At 65.9% G+C, this 9,022-nt stretch carries 10 protein-coding genes; all 10 read left to right on the top strand.

All coding sequences use genetic code 11. The features are described 5' to 3' along the window. The first annotated feature begins 137 nt into the window (after positions 1-137). The 10 genes from ACIBI6_RS30740 (at position 138) to ACIBI6_RS30695 (ending at position 8,936) form a co-directional block, all read left to right on the top strand. Positions 138-1,265: a glycosyltransferase family 4 protein gene (locus ACIBI6_RS30740; RefSeq protein WP_364345233.1), complete on the top strand. Its 1,128-nt coding sequence runs from the start codon at positions 138-140 to the stop codon at positions 1,263-1,265. Between the two features lie 197 nt (positions 1,266-1,462). Then, positions 1,463-1,852 carry a polyketide cyclase / dehydrase and lipid transport gene (locus tag ACIBI6_RS30735; protein ID WP_364345235.1) on the top strand — a complete coding sequence of 130 codons (390 nt, stop codon included), beginning with the start codon at positions 1,463-1,465 and terminating at the stop codon, positions 1,850-1,852. 46 nt (positions 1,853-1,898) lie between these two features. After that, positions 1,899-2,336 (top strand): SRPBCC family protein, encoded by a 438-nt coding sequence (locus tag ACIBI6_RS30730; protein ID WP_364345237.1) that lies wholly within the window; start codon positions 1,899-1,901, stop codon positions 2,334-2,336. Next, positions 2,333-3,628 (top strand): ArsA family ATPase, encoded by a 1,296-nt coding sequence (locus tag ACIBI6_RS30725; protein WP_396958651.1) that lies wholly within the window; start codon positions 2,333-2,335, stop codon positions 3,626-3,628. Before ACIBI6_RS30730 ends, ACIBI6_RS30725 begins: the two co-directional genes overlap by 4 nt. Before the next feature lie 22 nt (positions 3,629-3,650). Continuing rightward, positions 3,651-4,115: a hypothetical protein gene (locus ACIBI6_RS30720; RefSeq protein WP_396958641.1), complete on the top strand. Its 465-nt coding sequence runs from the start codon at positions 3,651-3,653 to the stop codon at positions 4,113-4,115. Further along, positions 4,112-5,125: an ROK family protein gene (locus tag ACIBI6_RS30715; protein WP_364345241.1), complete on the top strand. Its 1,014-nt coding sequence runs from the start codon at positions 4,112-4,114 to the stop codon at positions 5,123-5,125. The genes ACIBI6_RS30720 and ACIBI6_RS30715 overlap by 4 nt, the downstream gene beginning before the upstream one ends. A 134-nt stretch (positions 5,126-5,259) precedes the next feature. After that, a complete protein-coding gene (locus ACIBI6_RS30710) occupies positions 5,260-5,985 on the top strand; it encodes a lysophospholipid acyltransferase family protein (RefSeq protein ID WP_396958640.1) in 726 nt (241 codons plus the stop codon). Positions 5,986-6,072: 87 nt separating this feature from the next. Next, positions 6,073-6,762 carry a phosphoribosylanthranilate isomerase gene (locus tag ACIBI6_RS30705; protein WP_396958639.1) on the top strand — a complete coding sequence of 230 codons (690 nt, stop codon included), beginning with the start codon at positions 6,073-6,075 and terminating at the stop codon, positions 6,760-6,762. Positions 6,763-7,089: 327 nt separating this feature from the next. Then, complete coding sequence (locus ACIBI6_RS30700) at positions 7,090-8,712, top strand: cytochrome bc complex cytochrome b subunit (protein WP_396958638.1); 1,623 nt, start codon at positions 7,090-7,092, stop codon at positions 8,710-8,712. Next, a complete protein-coding gene (locus tag ACIBI6_RS30695; protein WP_396958637.1) occupies positions 8,709-8,936 on the top strand; it encodes a hypothetical protein in 228 nt (75 codons plus the stop codon). Before ACIBI6_RS30700 ends, ACIBI6_RS30695 begins: the two co-directional genes overlap by 4 nt. Positions 8,937-9,022: the final 86 nt, after the last annotated feature.

Raw genomic sequence — 9,022 nt, 5'->3', positions numbered from 1 at the left:
CGAAGCGCATGCGACGAAGTCGCGAGTCTCGACGGCTCGGACGCGAGACACCAGGGGGCCGCGAACCCGCCGCGCCGCAGGCGCGGCAATTAGACACAGCCGCAGGTGCGGCAAATCCAACACAGTAGTTTGTTCGCATGGCCCGAACTCTGCTGGTTACCAACGATTTCCCGCCGCGGCCGGGCGGTATCCAGTCGTATCTGCAGGCGTTGGCTGGTGAGCTGCCGCCCGATGATCTGGTCGTTTACGCTCCGCGGTGGCGTGGTGACAGTCATCTGAAATTCGATGCGAAGCAGAAGTTCCAGGTGGTGCGCCATCCGACCACGTTGATGTTGCCGACCCCGCTGGTGCTGCGGCGGGCGGCACGCCTGCTGCGCAGCGAGAACTGCGACACGGTGTGGTTCGGTGCGGCGGCGCCGCTGGCGCTGCTGTCACCGAGGCTGCGGCGCGCGGGCGCCTCCCGGATTCTGGCCAGTACGCACGGCCACGAGGTCGGCTGGTCCATGCTGCCGGGTGCGCGGCAGGCGTTGCGCGCGATCGGTGAGCACACTGATGTCGTCACCTATGTCAGCAGATATACGCGCGGGCGGTTCGCTTCGGCGTTCGGACCGAATGCCTCGCTCGAGTATCTGCCGCCGGGAGTGGATACCGAGGTGTTCCGACCGGATCCGGCCGCGCGCGCGGAATTGCGTGAACGCTACGGACTCGGCGATCGCCCGACTGTCCTGTGCCTTTCCCGACTGGTTCCGCGCAAGGGCCAGGACGCATTGATCGTCGCCATGCTCGAGATCCGCGCGCGGATTCCCGGTGCGGTGCTGGTGATCGCGGGCGGCGGACCATACGAGGAAAAATTGCACGCGCTCGCGGCGGCCATCGGTGTCGGCGATGACGTGATCTTCACCGGCCGGGTACCGTCCAGCGAACTGGCGGCCCACCACACCCTGGCCGATGTGTTTGCCATGCCGAGCCGTACCCGCGGGGCCGGCCTCGATGTCGAAGGTCTTGGCATCGTGTATCTGGAGGCCTCGGCGTCTGGAGTGCCGGTGGTCGCCGGACGGTCCGGTGGTGCGCCGGAGACCGTGTTGGAGGGCAAGACCGGCCGCGTCGTCGATGGACGCAAGACCACCGAAATCGCCGCCGCCATCGTCGAGATCCTGTCCGATCGCGATGCCGCCGCCGAGATGGGCGCGGCGGGACGCGCGTGGGTCGAGGAACGGTGGCGCTGGGATAGCCTGGGCGCTCGGCTGCGTCAACTGCTGCAATAAAGGCGACGGCGGCTCACAGGTCGGGACTGTGATCTACTACGCTCGGGCTGTGAACGAGCGCCGGCGAGTGAACCAAAGACACAGCGCGCATTTGCGCACGGCGGAGCCGAGCGTCAGCGAGGCGCAGCCGTGAGCGAGCGAACCATGTGCCAGCGCGCTCTGCGCACGGCGGAGCCGAGCGTCAGCGAGGCGAAGCCGTGAGCAGTATTCAGGTCGCTGATCAGACGTTTGTCGCCGCCCCCGGGGCGGCGGTCGCCGAGATCCTGTCCGGGGAGAACAATTGGCGCCGCTGGTGGCCCGATCTGACCCTCGGCGTCCGGGAAGACCGGGCCGACAAGGGTATTCGCTGGTCGATCACCGGTGCGCTGACCGGAACCATGGAAGTATGGCTGGAGCCCGCTCTGGATGGGGTGATCCTGCATTACTTCCTGCACGCCGAACCGAAGGCGCCGACACGGGATCTGGCCGCAGCCAATCGGGCGCGCCGGGTGGCGGGCAAGGATATGTCGTTCGAGATCAAGGCCAGGCTGGAGGCGGGCCGCGCGGCCGGTGTCGCACCGGCACACACCGTCCCGACCGCCCGCTGACGCACACGAGCACAGCAGAAGCAGCTGAAAGGAATCGTTGTCCGCCATGGCCGACAGGACCCAGAGGTCGATCATCATCGATGCACCGTCGCAGCGGGTGATGTCCGTCATCGCCGATCTGGAGTCCTACCCGCAGTGGGTCTCGGCGGCCAAAACCGTTGAGGTGCTGGAGAAGAGCGCTGGCGGCCGGGCCCGGACCGCGCGCTTCGTTCTGGATGCCGGAGTTGTCAAGGACACCTATGTGCTGTCCTACACCTGGCGGCCCGACGACAAATCGGTCAGCTGGACGTTGATCAGCGGTGAACTGCAGAAGGCGCAGGACGGCACCTACCAACTCGTCGACCAGCCCGACGGCACCACCGAGGTGACCTATGAGCTGACCGTCGACCTGAATATCCCGATGATCGGCATGTTCAAGCGCAAGGCCGAGAAGGTGATCACCGATACCGCGCTCAAGGAACTGAAGAAACGGGTCGAAGGCTGATCGCGCACAAACCCGAGGCGGCCGGTACTCGGGTCGAACTATTCATCGGCAAAGGCGGGGTCGGCAAGACGACATTGGCCTGCGCTACCGCCATGGCCTATGTCAGGGCGGGGCAGCGGGTGCTGGTGGCCTCGCTGGATCAGGCGCATTCGCTCGGTGACGCACTCGGCTTCCGATTTCCGCACGATCCAGGCACCGTGCCCGGGGTCGCGAGCGTACTGCCCGGCCTCGATGTGATCGAGGTCGATTCCCTTGCGCTGTTGGAGGATCGGTTCCGCGAGGTGGTGCGCGTGCTCGCGACCGGAACCGACCACGATCACGGCATCGACCTGGCAGCACTGGATCCGGCGGAACTGACCGGACTGCCCGGCGTGCAGGAACTGCTGATGCTGGTGGAGATCACCCAGTTCGCCGCCGAGGACGACTGGGATGTGATCGTCGTGGACTGTCCGCCCTCGGCGGACATGTTGCGCATCATCACCGCGCCGGAAACCCTGCTCGGTTATGTGGAGCGGATATGGCCGCCGCATGAGCGGGCGATGAGTATGGTCGGCACCGATCTGCGGCGCGTGGTGCTGGCCACCACGGTCGAACGGATCGTCAAGGCGGTGACCGAGGTACGCGACCTGCTCGCCGATCACGGCCGCACCGGTGCGCGACTGATCACCGTCGCCGAACAGGTCGCCATCGCCGAATCGGAGCGGGTGCGTTCGGCGGCGGCGCTGCTCGGGCTGCGGCTGGACGCGGTGGTGGTGAACAAGGTGCTGCCCGCCGTGCCCCCGCCGACCGCACTCGAGGTGGCCGCCCATCCCGCCGTGCAGTGGTATGTGAATCGACGCGCCGAACAATTGGATGTGGTGAACCGGCTGCAACGGGGTATGAACGGGACACGGGTGCTGATCGCACAGCACACCGGGCCCGAACCGGTCGGGCTCACGTCCCTGTCCGCGCTGTCGTATGCGATGGATTCGGGTGAGCGGTTGAATGCCGACTCGAAGCTGAGCGACAATCCGGCGGAGGTTCGCACAAGTTCCGGCGAGCCGGTGGTTCGATTGGAATCGGGCACCGGTCTGCATTCGGTGTACGCGTTGCGGATGCACCTGCCCGTCGTCGATCCGGCGACGTTGCGACTGGGACGAGTGGAGGACGATTTGATCGTGGGAGCGGACGGGGTCCGACGCCGGGTGCGCCTGGCGCCGGTATTGCGGCGGTGCACGGTCGACGGCGCCGAACTCGACGACGGCTATCTGATCGTGCGTTTCCACCCGGACCCGGAAGTGTGGCCGGTATGAGCGAGCTCAGCGAGGCGCAGGCATGAGCGAATCGAATGACTGGCCCGGCGCTGCCGAGCCCGGTGACGGCCTCGGCGAATTCGCCGAGGAATTGAAGCTGCTGGCCGAGGCGGTGCTCGAACGGGTCGAACCCGTACTGCGCCGCGCGGCCGACGGACAGCCGGACTGGTCGAGCTGCAGTTGGTGCCCGGTCTGCGCGGCCGCGGCGCTGGTGCGCGGTGAGCATCACGATGTGCTTGCGGTGGTGGCCGAGCACGGAACCGCGATCGTCACGGTACTGCGCGAGGCGCTCGCAGGGGTCCCGGTCGATCCGGTCATGCCCGAAGACGGTGTGCCGCACGATCATTCGTTCGCTCCCGAAAAGCACGACGACGCACCGGATACGGAATCCACACCTGCCGAAGCGGATATCCGCACGCGGCAGTCGAACTCGTCCGGGCGCAAGCGATCCCGCTATATCGGCATCCCCGTAACGATCAAGGCATGACGGCGCGAGTAGCGGATGCGCGACCACTGACCGTCGGAATCGACGTCGGCGGCACCAATATTCGCGCATCGGTGGTCGACGGCGACGGCGAGGTGCTCGACACCGTGGTGGCGCCGACACCGCATTCGGCACGCGCGCTGGAGAACGCGCTGGATCGCGCGGTCCGCGAACTGTGCCGCAGACATCCGATCGGCGCGGTCGGCCTGGCAGTCGCCGGGTTCATCAACGCCGATCGCTCGACGGTGCGCTTCGCACCGCACCTACCCTGGCAGGACACCCCGGTCGCGCAGCGGCTCACCGAACGCCTCGAACTGCCGGTGATCCTCGAGCACGACGCCAATGCCGCCATGTGGGCCGAGTACCGATTCGGTGCGGCCGCGGGCGGACACAATTCAGTGCTCGTCGCGATCGGCACCGGCATCGGCGCGGCGCTGCTCATCGACGGCGAACTGTATCGGGGCACGCACGGTGTCGCACCCGAGCTGGGACATCTGCAGGTAGTGCCCCAGGGCCGGTCCTGTCCGTGTGGCAAGCGCGGCTGCTGGGAAAGGTATTGCAGCGGAACGGCTCTGGTCGATACCGCGATCGAAATGCTGGCCACCGATCCGGTGCATTCGACCGTGCTGGCGCGTGAGGTGCTGCGCGATCCCGGTTCGCTGACCGGACGCCGGGTGGCCGGGGCCGCCCAGGACGGCGACCCGTTGGCCGTGGCGGTCATGGCCGATTTCGCCCGCTGGCTCGGGCTCGGGCTGGCATTCGTCAGCGATATCTTCGATCCCGGGCTGATCGTGATCGCCGGTGGCGTAAGCAGTTCGGCGCCGCAGTTCCTGGACGAGGCGCGCGAGGAGTACGCGCGGGCGATCACCGGTGCGGGGCATCGACCACTCGCCAGGATTCGGACCACGCAGCTCGGTGAGGCGGCGGGGATGATCGGCGCGGCGGAGCTCGCCAGGGCCACCCTCGCCGAGACCGGCCGCGGCCGTTCCTGGGTGGCTCGTTCCACCCACTGAGTGGTCGGTTATCAGTACTCGAGAACATGTGGTGAGATACGCCGCTCGGCTTGGATGTGATCTCTACCCAGCGGTAAAGTCGGCAACAGACGGTTGTACCCGTAAACGATCCCGGCCGCGGGGGTTAGGACGCCATGCTCTACTGGATGCTGAAGTACCTGTTCCCAGGACCGTTCATGCACCTCTACAACCGTCCGACGGTCGAAGGCGTGGAACATATCCCCGCCGACGGACCGGCCATCCTGGCCGGGAACCACCTGTCTTTCTCCGACTGGTTGTTCGCTCCCCTGATGAGCCCGCGTCGGATCAGCTATCTCGCCAAGGCCGAGTACTTCACCGCCCCTGGCTTCAAGGGCCGGCTGCAGAAGTTCTTCTTCAGCGCCACCGGCCAGTACCCGATCGACCGCAGCGGCGCCGGCGCGGCCGATGATGCGCTCAACGCCGCACGCAAACTGCTCGACAAGGGTCACCTCGTCGGCCTCTACCCGGAGGGCACCCGCTCCCCCGACGGTCGGCTGTACAAGGGCAAGACCGGCCTGGCCCGTCTCGCGCTCGAGACCGGCGTCCCCGTTATCCCGGTCGCGGTCATCGGCACCTTCGAGGTCTGCCCGCCCGGGCCGTTTCGTTGGCGCCGCCACAAGGTGACCGTCAAATTCGGCGCCCCCCTCGACTTCTCCCGCTACGAAGGCATGGGCGGCAACCGCTTCGTCGAACGCGCCGTCACCGATGAGGTCATGTACGAACTCATGCAACTCGGCGGCCAGGAATACGTCGACGTCTACGCCGCCAGCCTGAAGAAGGGTGTCCCCAGCGGTCCGGCCCCCGAACCCACCCGCATCCCGGAGACGGCCGCCAGCTAGCCCTCCTACCTCCACGAGCCCGGTGCCGAACGCACCGGGCTCGTTCGGTTTTCGGTGGTTGCACAGCCCGGCGCATATCGTTTAGTCGTGACTGTGCGGGCAAAGATTTGCGGGATCAGGTCCGAAGACGATCTGCGGATCGCGCTGGCCGCCGGTGCCGACGCCATCGGATTGATCTCCGGTATTACCCATTTCAGCGAAGATGCCCTCGACGCCGAACACGCCGAGGCGCTGTCGCGGCTCGTTCCCCCCTTCGTCACCCGTGTCCTGGTCACCCATCTGGAGGACGCGGCCGCGATCGTGAACCTAGCCGACCGAATCGGCGTGGACGCAATCCAGGTGCACGGTCTCGTCGCCATCGACACTGTTCGTGAAGTCCGCAAGACCGCTGGTGGCCGGAAGATCATCAAGGCGGTGCACGTCACGGGACCGGAGGCGACTGACGCCGCACGTCAGGCCGCCGCGGATTGCGATGCGGTACTACTCGATTCACGCACCGCGGACCGCTTGGGCGGCACCGGACGAACCCACGACTGGTCGGTGAGCGCGGCCATCGTGACAGCGCTGCACGAACTGGGCTGCCCGGTCATCCTCGCCGGTGGGCTCGGCCCGGACAATGTCGCCGATGCCATCGCACGGGTGCGTCCGTTCGCGGTGGACGTCAATAGCGGGGTCGAAACAGCCACCGGGGCTAAACAATCCGAAGCATGTGCGGCGTTCGTGGCGGCAGCGCACCGGATGCCCGGGGCGTTCGCGCCTCGAGTCCTACGGCCATGAGCACCAGCAGTAGTGCACGGGATTCGGTACCCTACCGGCCGATCGGCGGCCCGCCGCTCGCGGATGGGCGATCTCGGCAACACCGGGTCGCCGCATTGAACGAACTCCCCGAGCCCTGACGAGATCTCCGTCACACGGCGGTGCCTCCCATCAGGGGCATTCGCCCGCTGATTCGCACTCCGGCAAAACCTCTCACATCCACGCCGTCACGTTTCGGACCGCTCAACCGTCTTATGCGTACCGGTTTCCGATCGAGGAGGAGATGACAATGCCTGTGCTGTCCATTCGTCACGAGGTGGCGCCACTCGGCTCGGACGGGAGCCAGCGATGAGTTCGAAGGCGGCGCGGCATGCCGACGCCGCGGATGAGCGGTACAGCGCCGCGGCCTTCGTGAAACGCTCGATCAATAAGGTCTTTCCGACGCATTGGGCCTTCCTGCTCGGCGAGATCGCCTTGTACAGCTTCATCATTCTGCTGATCTCGGGCATCTACCTGACGCTGTACTTCGATCCATCGATGACCGAAGTGGTCTACGACGGCGCGTATCAACCGCTGCGCGGTGTGCATATGTCGGCGGCTTATGCCAGCTCCCTGGACATTTCGTTCGAGGTGCGCGGCGGTCTGTTCGTCCGGCAGGTACACCATTGGGCCGCGCTGATGTTCCTGGCCGCGATAATCGTGCACTGCCTGCGGATCTTCTTCACCGGCGCGTTCCGCAAACCGCGCGAAGCGAATTGGGTGATCGGGTCGACGCTGTTGATACTGGCCATGTTCGAGGGCTACTTCGGTTACAGCCTGCCCGATGACCTGTTGTCGGGGACCGGCCTGCGTTCACCGCTCGGCGGGATCACGATGAGCATCCCGATCGTCGGCACCTGGATCCACTTCGCCCTTTTCGGCGGCGAATTTCCGGGCGAGGTGCTGATTCCTCGTCTGTTCATCACGCATGTGCTGCTATTCCCGGGCATCATGCTCGCGCTGATCGCAGCGCATATCGCGCTGGTCTGGTATCAGAAGCACACGCAGTTCCCGGGGGCGGGTCGCACCGAGCGCAATGTCATCGGTGCGCGCATCGTGCCGGTCTTCGCGGCGGACCAGGGTGCGTTCTTCATGTTCACCCTCGCCACGGTCGCGGTCATGGGCGGTGTCTTCCAGATCAATCCGATCTGGGAACTCGGGCCCTACAACCCAGCGCAGGTGTCGGCGGGTTCGCAACCGGACTTCTACATGATGTGGACCGATGGCCTGGCCCGGCTCATGCCGCCGTGGGAGATATACCTCGGCAACTACACCATCCCGGCGGCGTTCTGGGTGGCGGTCGTGATGGGGCTGGTGCTCGTGATCCTGCCCGCCTATCCATGGATCGAGAAGCGGCTCACCAAGGATTACGCGGCACACAATCTGTTGCAGCGGCCGCGAGATGTGCCGGTGCGCAGCGGAATCGGCGCGATGGCGATCACCTTCTATGTGGTGCTGACGCTCAGCTGTGTCAATGACATCATCGCGTTGAAGTTCGATATCTCGCTCAATGCCACCACCTGGATGGGCCGCATCGGCCTGTTGATCGCACCCCCGATCGCGTACTTCATCACCTATAGGTTCTGCATCGGTCTGCAGCGCAGTGACCGGGCGGTGCTGGAGCACGGCATCGAAACGGGCATAATCAAGCGACTGCCGCACGGTGAGTATGTCGAGGTGCACCAGGCGCTCGGGCCGGTCGACGAGCACGGTCATCCGATCCCACTGGCCTACCAGGGCGCGGCGATCCCGAAGAAGATGAACAAACTCGGTTCCGCGGGCAAACCGGGCACCGGTAGCTTCCTGCGACCCGATCCCGCGGCGGAATCCGAGCGGTTCTTCGAGATCGAGCACGCCGAGGAACGCAAACAGCTCGCCGTGCTGCAGAAGTACCAGGACCGAAGCACCGACGGCGAAAGGCACACCCCATGATGTGGCTCACGCGCTCGCATGAGCCGGTCACCGAGGACTACGGGCTGCTCGTCGCGGCAGCGACGGTCGCCACTGAAGCCACCGCCCGCACGGTCCGCGGCCTATTGCGTGATAACGGGATCCGCGCCACCATCGGCCCGGCTCACCCGGCCCGCCACCGGGTACTCGTCTTCCCGGAAGACGCCGTCCGTGCATTCGAAATCCTCTGCGACAACACCATCTGAGGCGTGCACCAGAAGACCCGAACCATCGGTTCGGGGTCTTCTGTCATCTGGCGTCCGGCCCCGAAATGATCACCGAAGTGGAATGC

Origin of the sequence: Nocardia sp. NPDC050412 (assembly GCF_044458825.1) — a bacterium.
Classification (GTDB): Bacteria; Actinomycetota; Actinomycetes; order Mycobacteriales; family Mycobacteriaceae; genus Nocardia.
This window is presented reverse-complemented; position numbering and strand designations above follow the sequence as displayed.